The sequence below is a fragment of the Cryobacterium sp. GrIS_2_6 genome (assembly GCF_035984545.1).
Taxonomy (GTDB): domain Bacteria; phylum Actinomycetota; class Actinomycetes; order Actinomycetales; family Microbacteriaceae; genus Cryobacterium.
Map to the genome: position 1 here is coordinate 2,539,617 of NZ_JAXCHP010000001.1, position 18,432 is coordinate 2,558,048.

At 64.6% G+C, this 18,432-nt stretch carries 12 protein-coding genes and 3 rRNA genes; 8 read left to right on the forward strand and 7 right to left on the reverse strand.

Annotated elements, in window-relative coordinates; translation table 11 throughout:
- Positions 1–55 precede the first annotated feature (55 nt).
- The 5 genes from RCH22_RS12590 to RCH22_RS12610 are packed head-to-tail and all read left to right on the forward strand — an operon-like array spanning position 56 to position 5,414.
- A complete protein-coding gene (locus RCH22_RS12590) occupies positions 56–1,207 on the forward strand; it encodes a hypothetical protein (RefSeq protein WP_327014272.1) in 1,152 nt (383 codons plus the stop codon).
- The gene (locus RCH22_RS12595) at positions 1,204–1,887 is read left to right on the forward strand and encodes a DUF4129 domain-containing protein (protein WP_327014273.1); all 684 of its coding nucleotides are present in this window, start codon (positions 1,204–1,206) and stop codon (positions 1,885–1,887) included. The genes RCH22_RS12590 and RCH22_RS12595 overlap by 4 nt, the downstream gene beginning before the upstream one ends.
- A complete protein-coding gene (locus RCH22_RS12600) occupies positions 1,884–3,137 on the forward strand; it encodes a DUF4350 domain-containing protein (RefSeq protein ID WP_327014274.1) in 1,254 nt (417 codons plus the stop codon). Before RCH22_RS12595 ends, RCH22_RS12600 begins: the two co-directional genes overlap by 4 nt.
- Entirely contained in the window at positions 3,134–4,105 is a 972-nt protein-coding gene (locus RCH22_RS12605; RefSeq protein WP_327014275.1) for a MoxR family ATPase, read from the forward strand. The genes RCH22_RS12600 and RCH22_RS12605 overlap by 4 nt, the downstream gene beginning before the upstream one ends.
- 1 nt (position 4,106) lies before the next feature.
- On the forward strand, positions 4,107–5,414 hold the full coding sequence (locus RCH22_RS12610) for a DUF58 domain-containing protein (protein WP_327014276.1): 1,308 nt from the start codon (positions 4,107–4,109) through the stop codon (positions 5,412–5,414).
- Positions 5,415–5,562: 148 nt separating this feature from the next.
- Here the strand turns inward: RCH22_RS12610 and RCH22_RS12615 are convergent, their stop codons facing one another.
- Positions 5,563–6,558 carry a stage II sporulation protein M gene (locus RCH22_RS12615; RefSeq protein WP_327014277.1) on the reverse strand — a complete coding sequence of 332 codons (996 nt, stop codon included), beginning with the start codon at positions 6,556–6,558 and terminating at the stop codon, positions 5,563–5,565.
- Positions 6,559–6,575: 17 nt separating this feature from the next.
- Here RCH22_RS12615 and RCH22_RS12620 point away from each other — a divergent pair, with 17 nt between their 5' ends.
- Positions 6,576–7,430: an RDD family protein gene (locus RCH22_RS12620; RefSeq protein ID WP_327014278.1), complete on the forward strand. Its 855-nt coding sequence runs from the start codon at positions 6,576–6,578 to the stop codon at positions 7,428–7,430.
- A gap of 187 nt (positions 7,431–7,617) precedes the next feature.
- On the opposite strand, the gene rrf is transcribed toward RCH22_RS12620, so the two are convergent.
- From rrf to RCH22_RS12645, 5 genes are all read right to left on the reverse strand, one after another.
- A 5S ribosomal RNA gene (rrf, locus tag RCH22_RS12625) occupies positions 7,618–7,734 on the reverse strand.
- 123 nt (positions 7,735–7,857) lie between these two features.
- Positions 7,858–10,986, reverse strand: a 23S ribosomal RNA gene (locus RCH22_RS12630).
- 451 nt (positions 10,987–11,437) lie between these two features.
- Positions 11,438–12,957, reverse strand: a 16S ribosomal RNA gene (locus RCH22_RS12635).
- The 16S, 23S and 5S rRNA genes sit together here, the layout of an rRNA operon.
- A gap of 681 nt (positions 12,958–13,638) precedes the next feature.
- On the reverse strand, positions 13,639–15,138 hold the full coding sequence (gene ahcY, locus RCH22_RS12640; RefSeq protein ID WP_327014279.1) for an adenosylhomocysteinase: 1,500 nt from the start codon (positions 15,136–15,138) through the stop codon (positions 13,639–13,641).
- A 79-nt stretch (positions 15,139–15,217) separates the two neighbouring features.
- A complete protein-coding gene (locus RCH22_RS12645) occupies positions 15,218–15,460 on the reverse strand; it encodes a DUF3499 family protein (protein WP_327014280.1) in 243 nt (80 codons plus the stop codon).
- 45 nt (positions 15,461–15,505) lie between these two features.
- Here RCH22_RS12645 and RCH22_RS12650 point away from each other — a divergent pair, with 45 nt between their 5' ends.
- The gene (locus RCH22_RS12650) at positions 15,506–15,958 is read left to right on the forward strand and encodes a metallopeptidase family protein (RefSeq protein ID WP_327014281.1); all 453 of its coding nucleotides are present in this window, start codon (positions 15,506–15,508) and stop codon (positions 15,956–15,958) included.
- A 136-nt stretch (positions 15,959–16,094) separates the two neighbouring features.
- The gene (locus RCH22_RS12655; protein WP_327014282.1) at positions 16,095–16,769 is read left to right on the forward strand and encodes a hypothetical protein; all 675 of its coding nucleotides are present in this window, start codon (positions 16,095–16,097) and stop codon (positions 16,767–16,769) included.
- 133 nt (positions 16,770–16,902) lie between these two features.
- Here RCH22_RS12655 and RCH22_RS12660 read toward each other — a convergent pair whose 3' ends face one another.
- Positions 16,903–18,303, reverse strand: a complete 1,401-nt coding sequence (locus RCH22_RS12660; RefSeq protein ID WP_327014283.1) for a glycosyltransferase family 87 protein — start codon at positions 18,301–18,303, stop codon at positions 16,903–16,905.
- Between the last annotated feature and the right edge of the window lie 129 nt (positions 18,304–18,432).

Genomic DNA, 18,432 nt, shown 5'->3' on the forward strand with positions numbered 1-18,432 from the left:
GGCTGGCATTGCCCGTCGCGCCCGTTTCGATGCCGAGTATGCCAGCATAGGTCTCGTGACGGACCCGCAGAACTGGCACGCACCGACAGGTGACGCTTACGATCGACCGCGCTACGGCGAATACGCGCCGCCGCCGGCGTCCGGTGCACCCCAGGCCTGGGGTCCCCCTCCCGCGTGGACCCCGCCGCCGCGCCCCGGCCTCCTCCCGTTACGGCCGCTCGGCTTCGGCTCCCTGCTCTGGGCGCCCTTCCAGGTGCTGCGGCGCAATCCCAAGGCCACCTTCGGAAGCGCACTCCTCGTACAGGGCGCGATCCTCCTGGTCACCCTGCTGATCGTCGGCCCGGTGACGGTGCTCGCCCTCGGCCGGGTCGACAGCGCCCCGCTCGCGGACAGGGACGCGGTCCAGGCCGGCGCCAACCTCACCATCGTGTTGTCGGCGATCGTGCCGATCCTCCTCTCCGTGATCGCCTCCGCGATGCTCCAGGGCGTCATCGTCGTCGAGGTCTCCCGTGCCATGCTCGGCCAGAAGCTCCGGCTCGGCCAGCTCTGGCGGGCGGCCGGCCGACGCCTCTGGCCGCTCGCACTCTGGGCCGCGATCCTCAGCGGAGCCCTTCTCCTCGGCCTGGCCATCGTCGCAGGGGTCGTCGTCGTGTTCGTGCTGCTCGGCGGAGCCGGCGTCGTCTTCGGGATCGTCTTCGGCATCCTCGGCGCACTGGGCATCCTCGCGCTCTCGGCCTGGCTGGCCACGAAGACGTCCCTCGTCCCGAGCCTGATCGTGCTCGAACGCCTCGGCATCGGGGCAGCCATCGCCCGATCATGGTCGCTCACGAGGGGCTACTTCTGGCGCACGCTCGGAGTGCAGTTCCTCGTCGCCGCGATTGTGAACATCGTCTCGCAGATTGTCTCGACACCGCTGTCACTGCTCGGCGGCGTCGCGGTCTCCCTCATCAACCCCACCGGCGCCATCGACTCCTGGATCCCCGTGATCGTGCTGTACGTGCTGACCATTCTTCTGAGCCTCGTACTCGGGGCCGTCGCCGCGGTGGTCCAGTCCGGCACGACAGCGCTGATCTACATCGACCTGCGGATGCGCAAGGAAGGCCTCGATCTCGACCTGCAGCGCTTCGTCGAGTCTTCCCCCGGCAACGACGCTGCAGATCCGTACCTGATCCCAGCCGGGCGGATGCCGGCAGCGCCGCAGTCATGACCGGTGCCGGGGGCACGTGGTCTGGTCCGTTTCCGGGGGGCACCCCTGTCGATCCCGATGCCCCGACGGCCACGGCCTGGTTGCGGGACGAGCTCGCCAAGCCGCCGTACCAGGCAGCGCGGCCGACCTGGTTCGACCGGGTCAGCAAGGCTTTCTTCGACTGGTTCGCTTCACTCGGCGCGCCGTCGGGTGCGGGCCTCGGACCCTGGGTTCCGCTCGTCGTGACGCTTGTCGTCGTCGCCGTCGTCGTGGTGGCCGTGCTCGTCTTCGGGTTGCCGCGGTGGAACAGGCGCAGCGCCCTGCAGCACGAGATGTTCGGCAGGAACGACGCCCGGTCCGCCGACGAGTTGCGCCGGGCGGCGCTGTCGGCAGCATCGCACAAGGACTGGAATCTCGCGATCAGCGAGATGTTCCGGACCCTGGCACGGTCGCTCGTCGAACGCACAGTGCTCTTCATCACTCCCGGCACGACCGCGCACAGCTTCGCCGAGCGGGCGGCAACGGCGTTCCCGGAGGAGCGGGTCAGCCTCAGGACGGCGGCGGACCTCTTCGACGGCGTGCGCTACCTCAATGCCGAGGGCACCGAGTCCGGCTTCCTGTCCCTCGCCGCGCTCGAAAGCGCCCTGCGCACGCGGACGCCGACGACCCGCGAAGACCCGGCACCGACGGCAACGCAGTGACCACTCTCGCGGGCGCCGACGCCGTAGCGACGACCCCGACCCTGCGCGTCGCCGCACGACGCTCCCGGTTCTGGGTGCTCGCCGGCGTCGGCGCCCTGCTCGTCGCCATCGCGGCGACGCTGCTCGCTGGCGCCGGTTCGAGCGGCGGGACCCCGCTCGCCGCCGACAATGCCGCACCGGCGGGCGCCCGCGCCCTCGTCGAGGTGCTGCGCCAGCAGGGCGTGCACGTCACGACGGCGGACACCCTGGACGAGGCCCACACGCTCGCCGCGGCGAGCACCGATCCGACCCTGTTCTTCAGTGACCCGAACGGCTATCTGACGAACGACCGGATCTCGGCCATGGCGGCCCTCGCGCCCCGGACCGTCGTGGTCGCCCCCGATTTCCTCCTGCTGCAGACGCTGACCCCCGCCGTCGGCTTCGGCGGGGTCGCCGACAGCCTGGACGGGCCGGGCGATCGCTGCGACCTGCCCGCTGCGATCAGGGCAGGCGGCGTCGCCCCCGGCGGGAAGACACTCAGCCTTCCCACCGACGCCGCGGAACGCGGTTGTTTCCCGTCCGGCCGGAACTCCTTCGCCGTCGTCGGCGCGACCCTGCCGTCCACGGAGCTGACCCTCGTCGCCGATGACGCCATCTTCAGCAACGACGAGATCACGGCATCCGGTCACGCGGCGCTCGCACTCGGACTGCTCGGGCCGAGCTCCGACCTGATCTGGTACCAGCCGACTCTGGCGGATGTCGCGGCAACCGGCCCGCCGAGCCTCGGCGAGTTGACGCCGGGCTGGGTCACTCCCTCGATCCTGCTGCTCGCGGTCGTGTTCCTCGCGGCTGCCGTGTGGCAGGGCAGGAGACTCGGACCGCTCGTCGCCGAGAACCTGCCGGTGATCGTGCGCGCGAGCGAGACGATGGAAGGCAGGGCGCGCCTCTATGCCCGCGGCAACGCTCGCCTCCGCGCCCTCGACTCCCTGCGGGTCGCCACCGTGCAGCGCCTCGCGACCCGGGTCGGGCTGTCCAGGCTCGCGAGCCTCGACGACGTCGTGCTCGCGGTGTCCGCACTGACCGGTCGGGCACCGGCCGAGGTGCGCTTCGTCCTCGTCGACGGGGTCCCGGCGACGGACCGGGACCTCATCGCCCAGTCCGACCTCCTCCAGGACCTGGAGCGAGCCGTGATCGCCGCGAGCGGCCTGCCCGCTGCTCGGCCGGCATCCGCCCCACCCACCGCAACCACCCCCGGAAGAATGGACCCATGAGCACACCGACCGATACCACCGTTTCCCTTCGGGAATCGCTCGCGCAGGTTCGCACCGAGGTCGGCAAGGCCGTCGTCGGCCAGGACGGCGCAGTGACGGGACTCATCATCGCCCTGCTCGCGCGCGGCCACGTGCTGCTCGAGGGCGTGCCCGGTGTCGCCAAGACACTCCTGGTGCGCTCGCTCAGCCACGCGCTCAGCCTCGAGACGAAACGGGTGCAGTTCACGCCTGACCTGATGCCGGGCGACGTCACGGGGTCGCTCATCTACGACGCGCGGGCCGGCGAGTTCGAGTTCCGTAAGGGCCCCGTGTTCACGAATATCCTGCTCGCGGACGAGATCAACCGGACACCGCCGAAGACCCAGTCCGCACTGCTCGAGGCGATGGAGGAACGCCAGGTCAGCGTCGACGGCCGGACGATTCCGTTGCCGGACCCGTTCATCGTCGCCGCGACGATGAATCCGATCGAATACGAGGGCACGTACTCGGTGCCCGAGGCGCAGCTCGACCGGTTCCTGCTCAAGCTCGTGCTCGACGTGCCGGAACGCGACGCGGAGTTCGAGGTGCTCCGCCGCCACGCCGCCGGTTTCAACCCCCGCGACCTCACCGCGGCCGGGGTCACTCCTGTGCTCGGTGCCGAGCAGCTCACCGCCGCGCAGGCCGCCGTCATGGGGGTCGGCTCGAGCGCGGACGTGCTCGCCTACATCGTTGATCTCGCGCGCGCGACCCGGCGCAGCCCCTCGGTCAAGCTCGGCGTGAGTCCCCGCGGGACGACGGCGCTTCTCGCGGCGACGAAAGCCTGGGCCTGGCTCAGCGGCTACGACTCGATCACTCCCGACCACGTCCAGGCGATGGTCCTCCCAGTCTGGCGGCACCGGATCCAGCTCCAGCCGGAAGCCGAACTCGAGGGCGTGTCCGTGGACGCCATCCTGCGCAGCGTGCTCCAGCAGGTCCAGGTTCCGATCTAAGGTGACGGTCTCCGGTCGGTTCACACTGCTCGTCGCCCTCGGCGTCGTGCCGATTGTGCTGCTCGGACGCAGCCAGGCGGCCGCGGGCGGTATCCTCGCCCTGTGGCTGCTGCTTTCGGTCGGGCTCGGCCTGCTCGACCTCGCGCTGGCCGGCTCGCCCAGGGCCGTGCGCCTCGAACGCAGGCTGCCGGCCAGGGTGAGCCTCGGCGAAACCGTGACGAGCCTGCTCTACGTCACCAATTCCGGCTCCCGTCGCCTCCGGTCTTTTGTGCGGGATGCCTGGCAACCGTCGGCCGGCGCAGGCAACAACCGCACGGCTCTGTCCATCCCGGCCGGGGAACGCCGGCTCGTGTCCCTCCCGCTGACCCCGCTCCGGAGGGGAGAACGCCGGGTGGACCGGGTCACGATCCGCTCGTACGGGCCGCTCGGCCTGTGGGCGCGCCAGGCCACGCTCGAGGCGCCCGGGCGCATCCGCGTCCTGCCGCCCTTCAACGCCCGGAAGCACCTGCCCTCGCGCATCACCCGGCTCAAGGAACTCGACGGGCGCACAAGCGTGCTCGTGCGCGGTCAGGGCACCGAGTTCGACTCACTGCGGGAGTATGTGCGCGGCGACGACGTGCGCTCGATCGACTGGCGGGCGACGGCGCGGCACAACGACGTCGTCGTGCGCACCTGGCGACCGGAGCGCGACCGGCGGGTGGTCATCGTGATCGACACCGGACGCACCTCCGCCGCGCGGATCGACAACGAGACGAGGCTCGACACCGCGTTCGAGGCGGCGCTGCTGCTCGCCGCGCTCGCGTCGAAGGCCGGAGACCGTGTCGACATGATCGCCTTCGACCGGCGTGTGCGCGGCCGGGTGCAGGGCGCCCAGGGCGCAGAACTGCTGTCGCGGATAGTCGACACCCTTGCGGTTATCGACCCCGAACTTCTCGAAATGGACTGGGCCGGAGTGCCGGCCCAGGTGCGCGCGATCACGAGCCAGCGCGCCCTCGTCGTGCTGCTGACCTCGATCGATGCCGCGGGGGCATCGACCGGACTGCTCGCGGTGCTGCCCCAGCTGACCCGCCGCCACACCGTCGTCGTCGCGTCGGTCACCGACCCGACGACCGTGCAGGCGACCCACGAACGCGCCGACAGGGAGCAGGTCTACCGCGCCGCCGCTGCCGAACGGGCGCTGCTCGACGTCGCCAGGGTCGCCTCGGCGATCCGCCAGCAGGGCGCCGACGTCGTCACCGGTCCGCCAGCCGACCTGCCGCCCCGCCTCGCCGACCACTACCTCGCCCTGAAGCTCGCCGGCCGACTCTAGCCTGCTCGCCGCTCCCCAACGCCCTCGCGCCCTGCTCCCCTATCGCGGCGCCCTGGCTCGCGCGCCACTTGCGCCGTTCCGCGCCAGGCACGCTTGGCGCGCAGCGGCGCAAGTGGCGCGTGACGCCGCGGGCGAGCGGATGCCGCCCTCAGGACGCGTAGATGCGGGTGCTGCCGGCCTCGAACTCACCGATGTCGCCGGTCTCGCCGGCCCGTGCGGCCCGTCGGCCGAGCACGAGCATGTACGTCAGGAACGCGCACAGCGCGGCGAAGCCGATGCCGATCTTGACCGGCCACGGCCACGGCGCCGGAGTCACGAAGCCCTCGATCACACCAGAGACGAGGAGGACGAAGACGAGGCCGATCGCAACCGTCGCGAGGGCGCGCGAGTCCGCCGCGAGAGCCTGCCCGCGGGTACGCCCACCGGGGGCGATCCAGGACCAGAAGATGCGAAGCCCCGCTGCCGCAGCGACGAAGATCGCGGTGAGCTCCAGCATCCCGTGCGGTGCGATGTAGAGGAAGAACACGTCGCCCTTGCCGTATGCGAACATGACCGCGGCGGACGTGCCGATGTTCTGGGCATTCGAGAGCACGATGTACGGCACGTAGAGGCCGAGGATGCCGAAGGCGACGCACTGCGCGGCGATCCAGGCGTTGTTCGTCCAGACCTGGCCGGTGAACGACGCGGCCGGGTTGGCGGAGTAGTAGTCGACGAAGTCCGAGTTAACGAGTTGCTGCAACTGGGCGTCGGAGCCGAGGTTGGCGAGCACCCGGGGGTCTCCGGTGATCCAGACCGCGTAGAGCACGGCGACAACGACGGTCACGGCCGCGACGCAGAGCGTGAGCCAGCGCAGGCGATAGAGCGCGGCGGGCAGCTGCAGCACGAAGAACCGTGGCACCTGCGACACGACGTTCGCGCCGGCGCCCGTGAAGCGCAGCCGGGCACGGGACAACGCGACGGAGAGCCGGTCGCCCGGGATCGTGGAGCCTGCCGTGCTCTTGATTGCGGACAGCTGGGTCGCGCCGGACTGGTACAGCCCGATCAGTTCGTCGGACTGCGCGCCGGAGAGCCGCCGCTCCCTGCCGAGCTCGGCGAGGCGGTCCCACTGGGCGCGGTGCGCCGTTGAATATGCGTCGAGGTCCATCTGCTCTAATAGTAGACATGGCACACCCCGGAAACGCGGCGGATCAGGGAGAAAGTTCTCCCTATGAGTACGAACTCGTCACTGGCGAGGCGGTTGCCCTTGATGTGCGGCCGGCGAGTTTCATCCTGCGCGCGGCCGGCACCATCATCGACTGGCTCGCCTATCTCGGTTTCTTCGTCGGACTCGTCTTCGCGGTCGGCTTCGTCACCGGCGATGCACTCGATCCAGCGCTCGCGCAGGCCCTGGCGATCTCAGGGCTCGCGTTCTCGATCCTCGTCCTCCCGACCGTCGTCGAGACCGTGACCGGAGGACGCTCGCTCGGCAAGCTCGCGATCGGCGCCCGCATTGTGCGTGACGACGGCGGGTCCATTCAGTTGCGGCACGCCTTCACCCGGGCGCTCATCGGGATCTTCGAGATCTACCTCACCTTCGGCGGCCTCGCCGCCACGACCGCACTGCTGAACGGCAAGTCCAAGCGCCTCGGCGACCTGATGGCCGGCACGTACAGCCAGTATGAACGGGTGGCCCGGTTCGACGAGCCGGTCCTCGGGCTTCCGCAGGAGCTCACCACCTGGTCGTACACCGTCGATGTCGTGCGGCTGCCTGACCGGCTCTCGCGCCGCATCGCCCAGTTCCTCCGCCAGTCCGGACGCCTGACCCCGGAGACCCGCGTGCGCGTCGCGAGGGACCTCGCGGGGGAAGCGGCGCCCTTCGTCTCCCCGGTTCCCGCCGTCGCCCCCGAGGCGTTCCTCGCGGGCGTCGCCGCCGTGCGCCGCAGCCGCGAGTATGCGGCACTCCTCCTTGAACGAGACCGCCTCGAGCGCCTCCGCCCGGTGCTCACGCGCCTCCCCCACGACTTCCCCAACCGCTGAGCGGATGCTGCGGCGCTCCACCGCGGGTTGGGCGCCAGTTGCGCCGTTACGCGCCCGGCGTGCCTGGGGCGTAGCGGCGCAAGTGTCGCGCGGGGCCGACGGGTGGCCTGCGGATGTCGGCTGCGTTTCGCGGGTTAAAGCAGAAAAGCCACCCCGTGGGGTGGCTTTTCTGGTGTTTCTAAGTTAAGTCCGGCGGTGTCCTACTCTCCCACAGGGTCCCCCCTGCAGTACCATCGGCGCTGAGAGTCTTAGCTTCCGGGTTCGGAATGTGACCGGGCGTTTCCCTCTCGCTATAGCCGCCGAAACATCTTTCGATGGATCGATTCTATATTTTTCAGTTATAGATCCCGGCTGTTATGCCGGGGTTGTTCTCGACCGTACGTCGAGAACCACATAGTGGACGCTTGCAGCTTATTCAAACTGGTGTGTTATCAAATTATTGGCTTATTAGTACCGGTCAGCTCCAAGGGTCTTTAGTCCCCTCTTCCACATCCGGCCTATCAACGCAGTAGTCTAGCTGCGAGCCTCTCCCCCGAAGGGATGGAAATCTCATCTCGAAGCCGGCTTCCCGCTTAGATGCTTTCAGCGGTTATCCGTTCCGAACGTAGCTAATCAGCGGTGCTCCTGGCGGAACAACTGACACACCAGAGGTTCGTCCATCCCGGTCCTCTCGTACTAGGGATAGATCTTCTCAAATTTCCTGCGCGCGCAGCGGATAGGGACCGAACTGTCTCACGACGTTCTAAACCCAGCTCGCGTACCGCTTTAATGGGCGAACAGCCCAACCCTTGGGACCTACTCCAGCCCCAGGATGCGACGAGCCGACATCGAGGTGCCAAACCATGCCGTCGATATGGACTCTTGGGCAAGATCAGCCTGTTATCCCCGAGGTACCTTTTATCCGTTGAGCGACAGCGCTTCCACAAGCCACTGCCGGATCACTAGTCCCGACTTTCGTCCCTGCTCGACTTGTCAGTCTCACAGTCAAGCTCCCTTGTGCACTTACACTCGACACCTGATTGCCAACCAGGTTGAGGGAACCTTTGGGCGCCTCCGTTACTTTTTAGGAGGCAACCGCCCCAGTTAAACTACCCACCAGGCACTGTCCCTGAACCGGATCACGGTTCGAAGTTAGATATCCAATATGACCAGAGTGGTATTTCAACGTTGACTCCACCTGAACTAGCGTCCAAGCTTCACAGTCTCCCACCTATCCTACACAAGCCACACCGAACACCAATACCAAGCTGTAGTAAAGGTCACGGGGTCTTTCCGTCCTGCTGCGCGTAACGAGCATCTTTACTCGTAATGCAATTTCGCCGAGTTCGCGGTTGAGACAGCTGGGAAGTCGTTACGCCATTCGTGCAGGTCGGAACTTACCCGACAAGGAATTTCGCTACCTTAGGATGGTTATAGTTACCACCGCCGTTTACTGGGGCTTAAATTCTCAGCTTCGCCTTGCGGCTAACCGTTCCTCTTAACCTTCCAGCACCGGGCAGGCGTCAGTCCGTATACATCGTCTTGCGACTTGGCACGGACCTGTGTTTTTAGTAAACAGTCGCTTCCCACTGGTCTCTGCGGCCTTCGAACGCTCCAGGAGTAAATCCCTTCACGCCTCCGGCCCCCCTTCTCCCGAAGTTACGGGGGCATTTTGCCGAGTTCCTTAACCACGATTCTCTCGATCTCCTTAGTATTCTCTACCTGATCACCTGAGTCGGTTTGGGGTACGGGTGACTAAAACCTCGCGTCGATGCTTTTCTTGGCAGCATAGGATCACTGATTTCGCCCTTACGGGCTACCCATCGGGTCTCAGCCTTATATGAGAGACGGATTTGCCTATCTCTCGGCCTACATCCTTAGACCGGGACAACCATCGCCCGGCTCAGCTACCTTCCTGCGTCACACCTGTTAATACGCTAACCGCACCAGCATAGGGTCGCACGCTAGGCCTCACGCTTCACCCCGAAGGGATCCATCTAGAGGATTCAGATGCTTAGCATTACTGGATTAGCTTGGACGGTTTTTCGCCAGTACGGGAATATAAACCCGTTGTCCATCGACTACGCCTGTCGGCCTCGCCTTAGGTCCCGACTTACCCAGGGCGGATTAGCCTGGCCCTGGAAACCTTGATCTTTCGGAGGACGGGTTTCTCACCCGTCTTTCGCTACTCATGCCTGCATTCTCACTCGTGTAGCCTCCACGGCTGGTTTACACCGCCGCTTCGCTGGCCACACGACGCTCTCCTACCCATCAACACGGCTGAACCAACACAACAAGTGTGCGGCTTACCAAAAATATCAATGCCACAACTTCGGTGGCGTGCTTGAGCCCCGTTACATTGTCGGCGCGGAATCACTTGACCAGTGAGCTATTACGCACTCTTTCAAGGGTGGCTGCTTCTAAGCCAACCTCCTGGTTGTCTGTGCAACTCCACATCCTTTCCCACTTAGCACGCGCTTTGGGACCTTAGTTGGTGGTCTGGGTTGTTTCCCTCTCGACGATGAAGCTTATCCCCCACCGTCTCACTGCTGCGCTCTCACTTACCGGCATTCGGAGTTTGGCTGACGTCAGTAAGCTTTTAGGCCCCATCGGCCATCCAGTAGCTCTACCTCCGGCAAGAAACACGCAACGCTGCACCTAAATGCATTTCGGAGAGAACCAGCTATCACGAAGTTTGATTGGCCTTTCACCCCTATCCACAGCTCATCCCCTCCATTTTCAACTGAAGTGGGTTCGGTCCTCCACGACGTCTTACCGTCGCTTCAACCTGGCCATGGATAGATCACTTCGCTTCGGGTCTAGGACATGCGACTGAATCGCCCTATTCAGACTCGCTTTCGCTACGCATTCCCCTCTCGGGTTAAGCTCGCCACATATCACTAACTCGCAGGCTCATTCTTCAAAAGGCACGCTGTCACCAGAATCAGACTGGCTCCAACGGTTTGTAAGCAAACGGTTTCAGGTACTATTTCACTCCCCTCCCGGGGTACTTTTCACCTTTCCCTCACGGTACTTGTTCACTATCGGTCATGTAGGAGTATTTAGGCTTATCAGGTGGTCCTGACAGATTCACACGGGATTTCTCGGGCCCCGTGCTACTTGGGATACTCTTCGGGCGATTACTGCATTTCGACTACGGGGTTCGCACCCTCTATGACCAGGCTTTCAATCCTGTTCGTCTATACAACGCTCTAACCCTCACTGTTCGGCAGAATCAGCAGAAAAGTCCCGCAACCCCGACCATGCAACGCCTGCCGGCTATCACACATGATCGGTTTAGCCTCATCCGGGTTCGCTCGCCACTACTAACGGAATCACTATTGTTTTCTCTTCCTGTGGGTACTGAGATGTTTCACTTCCCCACGTTCCCTCTACCCGCCCTATATATTCAGGCGGGAGTCACCAGGTCACCTCACGGGCCTGGCGGGGTTTCCCCATTCGGACATCCTCGGATCACAGTTCGTTTATCAACTCCCCGAGGCTTATCGCAGATTACTACGTCCTTCTTCGGCTCTACATGCCAAGGCATTCACCGTTTGCTCTTAGAAATTTGAAATCACATGAGTTTGAATCGATTAAGAATCGTAAAACTTTCGTCTCACGATCGAAATTGACCAATGATCTATAAATAGATCTTTGTAATTTGCAGTCCGAAGACTGTCAAATTTAAGATGCTCGCGTCCACTGTGTAGTTCTCAAAGTACGGGCGGTACCCTCACCCAGCCACGATTGATGTGACTGAGAAAAGGTCCAGAGAAACAGTCCAACCAGGCAAAACCCAGTCGTTCCGGTCCCTCAGGACCCAACAGCGTGCATATACGTCTCCTTACGCAACCCGACCTTTCCAACGAGGCACCGCAAGCGGTACCAGGCGTACTGGATCAAGAAGCGAACTCCTCGTATCAATGTCAATGTTCCACCCATGAGCGCCATCGAAGAACATTCGTCTTCGTATGGCTTGGCAGTGTTACTCCGCTGTATACAGACGGCACTGCTGTGCTCCTTAGAAAGGAGGTGATCCAGCCGCACCTTCCGGTACGGCTACCTTGTTACGACTTAGTCCTAATCACCGATCCCACCTTCGACAGCTCCTTCCCGTGAGGGTTAGGCCACCGGCTTCGGGTGTTACCGACTTTCATGACTTGACGGGCGGTGTGTACAAGGCCCGGGAACGTATTCACCGCAGCGTTGCTGATCTGCGATTACTAGCGACTCCGACTTCATGAGGTCGAGTTGCAGACCTCAATCCGAACTGAGACCGGCTTTTTGGGATTCGCTCCACCTTGCGGTATTGCAGCCCTTTGTACCGGCCATTGTAGCATGCGTGAAGCCCAAGACATAAGGGGCATGATGATTTGACGTCATCCCCACCTTCCTCCGAGTTGACCCCGGCAGTATCCCATGAGTTCCCACCATTACGTGCTGGCAACATAGGACGAGGGTTGCGCTCGTTGCGGGACTTAACCCAACATCTCACGACACGAGCTGACGACAACCATGCACCACCTGTATAGAGACCTTGCGGGGCGACTGTTTCCAGCCGTTTCCTCTATATGTCAAGCCTTGGTAAGGTTCTTCGCGTTGCATCGAATTAATCCGCATGCTCCGCCGCTTGTGCGGGCCCCCGTCAATTCCTTTGAGTTTTAGCCTTGCGGCCGTACTCCCCAGGCGGGGAACTTAATGCGTTAGCTGCGACACGGAGACCGTGGAATGGTCCCCACATCTAGTTCCCAACGTTTACGGCATGGACTACCAGGGTATCTAATCCTGTTCGCTCCCCATGCTTTCGCTCCTCAGCGTCAGTTACGGCCCAGAGATCTGCCTTCGCCATTGGTGTTCCTCCTGATATCTGCGCATTCCACCGCTACACCAGGAATTCCAATCTCCCCTACCGCACTCTAGTCTGCCCGTACCCACTGCAGGCCCGAGGTTGAGCCTCGGGTTTTCACAGCAGACGCGACAAACCGCCTACGAGCTCTTTACGCCCAATAATTCCGGACAACGCTTGCACCCTACGTATTACCGCGGCTGCTGGCACGTAGTTAGCCGGTGCTTTTTCTGCAGGTACCGTCACTTTCGCTTCTTCCCTACTAAAAGAGGTTTACAACCCGAAGGCCGTCGTCCCTCACGCGGCGTTGCTGCATCAGGCTTTCGCCCATTGTGCAATATTCCCCACTGCTGCCTCCCGTAGGAGTCTGGGCCGTGTCTCAGTCCCAGTGTGGCCGGTCACCCTCTCAGGCCGGCTACCCGTCGTCGCCTTGGTGAGCCATTACCTCACCAACTAGCTGATAGGCCGCGAGCTCATCCCTGACCAAAATTCTTTCCACCCCCAGAGATGCCTCCAAGGGTCGTATCCGGTATTAGACGTCGTTTCCAACGCTTATCCCAGAGTCAAGGGCAGATTGCTCACGTGTTACTCACCCGTTCGCCACTAATCCGAAGAGCAAGCTCTCCATCATCGTTCGACTTGCATGTGTTAAGCACGCCGCCAGCGTTCGTCCTGAGCCAGGATCAAACTCTCCGTAAATGTTTGATTGCACAAGACCCGAAAGCCCCGGCACATCTAGTGTGACTGACCGCCGGAATAGGCGAACCAGACACAAGTTTGAAACTGACAGAACAAATCATTACTGACTTGCTTTGTTGTTATAAATGTTTTCCAAAGGAATCTCTTGATTCTTCACCGCTAGAAACGGATCCAAACCACGAGGTTTTTGGCATTTGACATTGTGCACGCTGTTGAGTTCTCAAGGATCGGACACCTCGGCTTCAGGCCACACCGTAACCGGCTCAGTGGCTGTCGCTCCGAGGCAACTTGTCTAACTTACCGATCCGATCAGTCCCTGTCAAATCCGGTGAATCCCGCCCTCCGAGCACGCCAAAGCGAACTCGAAACACCGAACACCGACCCGACAAACGACCGAAAGGAAGGAGAGTTACCAGCCTAGACCTCCCACACCGGTTACCCCAGCAAAGGGGACAAACAAGGCGAAGAAGATAAAAACCGTGGTCCCACGTGAGGCCGGAAAGCACTGCGGCTTTTCCGCACCTTTGGGGTACGTGAAGACAGTACGTGCCCCCACCACCCCCGTCAAAACCCATGCACTCCCGGGCGTGTCACGCCTGGGAACAGGCCGGCGCATACGACAGAGCGCCCGCAACCGCCGCAGAGCGGTGGATGCGGGCGCTGCGAAGCGACGTGCGCGGGTCAGTAGCGGTACTGGTCGACCTTGTATGGACCGTCGATGGGCACGCCGATGTAGGCGGACTGCTCGGGGCTCAGCACAGTCAGTTCGACGCCGAGGGCGTCGAGGTGCAGCCGGGCGACCTTCTCGTCGAGGTGCTTCGGCAGCACGTACACGCCGACCGGGTACTTCTCCGGGTAGCAGTACAGCTCGATCTGGGCGAGCACCTGGTTCGTGAAGGAGTTGCTCATCACGAAGGAGGGGTGTCCGGTCGCGTTGCCGAGGTTCATCAGGCGCCCCTCGGAGAGCACGAGGATGCTGCGCCCGCTCGGCAGGTGCCACTCGTCGACCTGCGGCTTGATCTCCACCCGCACGGCGCCTTCGAGGGTCTCGAGCGCAGCCATGTCGATTTCGTTGTCGAAGTGGCCGACGTTCGCGATGATCGCAAGGTGCTTCATCTTGAGCATGTGCTCGGTGCGGATGACGTTGAAGTTGCCGGTGCCGCTCACGAAGATGTCGACCTGCTCGACGACCGACTCCAGCCGGGCGACCTGGAAGCCGTCCATCGCGGCCTGCAGGGCGTTGATCGGGTCGATCTCGCTTACGATCACGCGCGCGCCCTGGCCGCGCAGAGCCTCGGCCGCACCCTTGCCCACGTCGCCGTATCCGGCGACAAAGACGACCTTGCCTCCAATGAGCACGTCGGTCGCCCGGTTGAGTCCGTCGGGCAGGGAGTGGCGGATGCCGTACTTGTTGTCGAACTTCGACTTCGTCACCGAGTCATTCACATTGATCGCGGGGAAGAGCAGTTCGTGGGCGCTGGCCAGTTCGTACAGGCGGTGGACGCCCGTCGTGGTCTCCTCGGTCACGCCGGCGAGGCCGGCGGCGATCTCGGTCCAGCGGTCGGAGGATTCAGCGAGCGAGTGCCGGAGGACGTCCAGTACCACCCGGTACTCGTGGCTGTCGGACGCGGTCGCCTCGGGGACGGCGCCGGCGAGTTCGAATTCGCGGCCCTTGTGCACGAGCATGGTGGCGTCGCCGCCATCGTCGAGGATCATGTTCGGTCCGGCCCAGGTCTCCCCCGCCGCAGCGGCCTCGATGCTCCAGCAGAAGATCTGCTGGGTGCACCACCAGTAGTCCTCGAGCGATTCGCCCTTCCAGGCGAAGACGGGAACGCCGGCCGGGTTCTCGGGAGTTCCGGTCGGGCCGACCGCGATGGCCGCCGCAGCATCATCCTGGGTGGAGAAGATGTTGCAGCTCGCCCAGCGCACCTGCGCGCCGAGGACCACGAGGGTCTCGATGAGGACGGCGGTCTGCACGGTCATGTGCAGGGACCCGGCGATGCGCGCGCCGGTGAGCGGCTTCGATTCGCCGAACTCGGCGCGGAGGGCCATCAGGCCGGGCATCTCATTCTCGGCGAGACGCAACTGGTGCCGGCCCGCCTCGGCGAGCTGCGGGTCGGCGATCTTGAAGATGGGCGCGAGCGAGGGCGCGGTGGATACAGGGGACGAGGCGACAGTCATGCGACCATCATGCCATTCCCTGCGCCGCCCCGGCTGGGTGTGTCCCATGGCCGGGGGTTCGCGCTCGCCCGACCTGGGTTCAGGCGTCGGGGCCGCCCGGGGCATCCGCTTCACTCATCGCGCCCATCGTGCTGAGGCGGATGAGCTGCCAGCCGTGCGGGACGCTCGTCAGGCGGGCGTGCCGGTCGCAGAGGTCGAAGGCATGCGGTTCACGCTCGATCGAGAGCGGGCCGAGCACGGCCATGGAGTCGCCGTAATCGAAGGTGAGCGTCGCGACGGACTCGTCCGGACAGGCGACGCGGGAGCATGGGCGGAATGACATTACCGTTCAGGCTACCCGCGTCGGCACCAGAAGTAAGATGAAGGCATGTCCCGATCCCGTCGATCTGCCGCGCCGCCGCCCGCGCCGATGCAGCGCGGAAGCGGGCGCGATCGGCACGGTCGCGGCATCCGCAGCTCGGCGACGGGGCCGTTCCTGCCCCCGCTGAACACCCGAATCGACCTGTTCGACATGACCGTCGCCTCGACCGTCGACTACCTGCGTTCGGTCTGGCCGGACCAGCTCGCCGACGTGGCCTTCGAGGTCGCGGCAGGCCCCTATTCTGTCGTTCCGGGCGTCGGCGTCGAACGCTGGGCCGTGCACGCCGCCGAACGGCGCATCGTGTTCTACCGGCTGCCGATCCAGCGCCTCACCCGGCCGCACCGCAACGACGACCTGCACCGCCGCATGGTGATCGAGAGCTGCGTCTTCCGCGCGATCGCCGAGTTGCTCGGCAAGGATCCGTGGGACCTCGCGCCCGATCGCTTCCGCCACTTCTAACAGCGCCACTTCTCACAGTGAATGCGGGCGAGCGGATGCCGCCCAAAAAGTAATTCCAAACCGATTCCGTGTCGGGGCCGAACCATTGTCAGCACCACAGACAACCACTTCCCCCACAGACACGAAGGATCACATCATGCGCACTTTCCAGAAGGCAACCGTCAGCTTCGCCGCAGCAGCCCTCCTCCTCGGAGGCCTCGCCGCCTGCTCCAGCACCGCGACCGCAGGCTCTGCAGCGTCGACCCCCTCCGCAACTTCCTCTGCCGCTCCGACGCCCGTCGCGTCGATCCCCTCCCTCAAGGGCGTCGACACGGCCGTCCTCCTCGACGGCGACTTCGCCGCTGCGCTCAAGAGCCTCGGCCTGACCGCGGGCACCGTCGGCACCGCCACCCTCACCGACGGCAGCCTGCACTTCCCGATCACCGGCGGCAACGTGAACTACTACGACCCCGCACAGAGCTACCGCCCGTTCGTCCAGGGTTCGATCAAGCACGAGGGTTCCGGCTTCTCGCTCACGGCCGGCTCGACCGTCGTCGAACTGACCAACTTCACGATCGACCCCGGCACCTCGAAGCTCTTCGGTGACGTCTCGGTCAACGGCACCTCCGCCGCCACCCAGGTCCTCCTGTTCGACCTCTACGGCGGAACCCTGAAGCCGCTGCAGATGGACGGCAACAACGCCATCCTCGAGGGCACGACCGTGCACATCTCGTCCGTCGCCGCCGGCCTGCTCAACAAGACCTTCGGAACCGACGCCGTCAAGGACCAGCTCCTCGTCGGCATCGCGAAGATCACCGTCGCCACCAAGTAACACCGCTCGACGCGGGGCCCGACCGGCCCGGTTGAATTGCGGACAAAGCACCTTCGTCGACACGACGAAGGTGCTTTGTCCGCAATTCGGCGTTAACCGGCCTGTTTCTGGGGCGGGGTGCGCTGGCGGAGGCCTAGCGCGGGGGGCGCAGGAAGCGCACGGCGCGGAGCGGCGCACCGAGCATCCGGGCCCGCACGGCGGGATCGAGCCGGACGGCCGACCCTGCGAGAACGATGACGAGAGCGGCCGTGATCGCCCAGGTGAGCTCGAGCGAAGGCAGGATCTGCCGAAGGGTGAGTGCGAGCGGGATGCCGAGCCACTCCCAGCGACCGCTGAGCGCGACGAACGGCAGCAGCAGCAGCGCGTACCACGGGTACCGCGGGCTCAGGATGAGCAGGGTGCTGCCGATCATCACGAGCTGGCCGAGCCAGGGCCGGTCGGGATCGGTCCTCCAGAACACGAGCGCCGCAATGATCACGAGCAGGCCGCCCGCGACGAAGATCGCGGCACCGCCGGGGGCCACGAGCGAGACGAGCGCGAAGCGTTTGCCGTTGTCGTAGCCCTCCTCGCTGAGATAGCCGGGCAGGTAGCCGAGCACGCCGATCCCGGTCGTGAGCACGTACGGCACGTAGAGCGCGAAGAACGTGACGACCGCGGCGAGGCCGACCTTCCAGCCCTGCCTGCGGAGCATCGCCGGGGCCGCGATCACGGGGACGAGCTTCACGGCGATCGCGATTCCGAGGGCGATGCCGCCCCGCCAATACCGGGCCCGGGTGACGAGGAGCGCCGCGGCGAGGGTGAACACCACGCCGAGCTGGTCGACATGCGAATTCGTGATCGCCTCGGAGGCCACGAGCGGGCACCACGCCCAGTACGCGGCGAACCGCGGGTCGATGCCGCGGCGCCGCATCCCGGCGAGCAGCAGCACGGTCGTTCCGAGGCTGAGCACCAGCCCGCCGAGTTGCAGCGGCCAGTAGGTCGCCGTCGGCGGCACCAGAAAGCGGATGCCCGCAAAGTAGAGCTCCGCCGCCGGCGGGTAGATCGTCGGGACGGTCGGCCGGTTGAGCGCGGTGCAGAGCACCGCGTCCGAGGCGGTCTTGTGCGTGACCACGATGCGCTGGCCCTGGCAGGTCTCCGGCACCGTACCCGACGGCACCGTCGCCGGGAACAACCACTCCGGGCGAAGGGAGTCGAGCCGGTCGTCGGCCGGGACGTAAGCGTACGGCAAGATCCCGGCGTTCTGCACGATGCCGTCCCAGGCATACCTCGCCGAGTCGGTGCTCGTATTCGGCGGCCCGATCATCGCCGCGACCCCGATGCCGAGTGACCCGGCGAGCACGAGCACCACCACCGCCCGCCCGCGCACCCCGCGCAGCAGGAACACGGCGCCGGCGAACAGCACCCAGAGGGCCCCGGTGCAGACCAGGAGGGGGACCGTGTCCCGCGTCGGTTGGAAGAGCGAGAAGACCAGTACGCAGTACCCGGTCAGTGTCGCACTCGCGGCCAGGAGGAGGGAGATGATCGTAATGCGCACGTGGCCATCCTGTCGGAGTTCCGCGGCGAGCGCCGCAGAATCCCGGTTCGGAGAGCCGAACGGACCCATCCCGTCACGGAACCGTAAGGTGTCGACCCGCCCGCGCGCATCCGCTGGATGGTCCAATGG